The sequence below is a fragment of the Aeromicrobium sp. PFPM2_SD2 genome (assembly GCF_057364525.1).
The window spans coordinates 1-1,126 of the sequence record NZ_JBNFNZ010000617.1; the positions used below are offsets into that span (position 1 = coordinate 1).

A 1,126-nucleotide genomic window follows, 5' to 3' on the forward strand; every position below is an offset into this window, starting at 1 on the left:
ATGCCCGCCTCGACGGCGCGGCGGAAGTGGGCCAGGTACTGGCGGCGCCAGGCGGTCTCGTGCTCGACGGCCCGCGCGCCGACCGGGTCGGCCTTGCGCAGGGCGTCGGCCAGGACGGTGCGCGCGGTGGACGTGGTGCTGTCGGAGGGGAAGCTGACGGTCGGTTCGCTCACCCGAGGCACGGTATTCCCTTACTGGTCAGTCGCGAAGCGCGGCGTCGTCGGGCACGCGCACGAGCAGCACGCCGGCGCTCACGGTGGCCTCGATCCGAGTGCCCTCGCCGACCGGGTCGCCGTCCAGCTGCATCGGCATCGGCTCCTTGGCCTCGATGAGGATGCGGGTGCCGGTGAAGCGCTCGAGCCGGTCGTTGGTGCGCTTGCCGCGCGCGAACAGCCGGGCGCCGATGGCCAGCCAGCCGATGAAGCGCTTCGGGGCCAGGACGACCGCGTCCAGCAGGCCGTCGTCGATCTGGGCGGCGGGCAGCAGCGGGATGCCGGCCTGCAGGAAGCCGACGTTGCCGATGACGACCGTGCGCGCCTTGAGCTTGACCGGCTCGTCGTCGTCGACGGTGATCTTGACCCGCTGCGCGGGGTAGCGGGCCGCCTTCACGCCCGAGACGAAGTACGCCGCCCAGCCGACCTTGGCCTTGAGCTCCTCGTCGACGCCGGTCATGATCGCCGCGTCCATGCCGAGCCCGGCCATGACCAGGAAGCTCGTGCGCTCGGCGTCCGGGGCGTCGGACGCGAAGTGGCCCAGGTCGATGGCCCGGTCCTGCCCGGTGAACGCGACCTCCATCGCGTCGCGGATGTTGAGCGGGACGTCCAGGTTGCGGGCCAGGAGGTTGCCCGTGCCGTGCGGGACGATGCCGACCGGGATCCCGCTGCCGGCCGCCTGCTCGCAGACGGTGCGGACGGTGCCGTCGCCACCGGCCACGACGATGAGGTCGACGCCGGCCTCGATCGCGGCCTGGGCCTGGCCGGTGCCGGGGTCCTCGACGGTGGTGCGCAGCCACATCGGCTCGGTCCAGCCGGCGGCACGGGCCACCTCGGCGACGCGCTCCTTGAACGTGTCGACGTCGCCGACCTTCGCCGGGTTGAGCACGGACGGCGGCCCGGCGCGGCTCGGC

1 protein-coding gene is annotated in these 1,126 nt (G+C 73.4%); it reads right to left on the bottom strand.

What is annotated here, in order from left to right; genetic code table 11:
• Nucleotides 1-198: 198 nt before the first annotated feature.
• Nucleotides 199-1,126 (bottom strand): diacylglycerol/lipid kinase family protein (locus tag AC2W7G_RS16890; protein WP_485869460.1); only part of this gene is annotated, 928 nt, incomplete at its 5' end.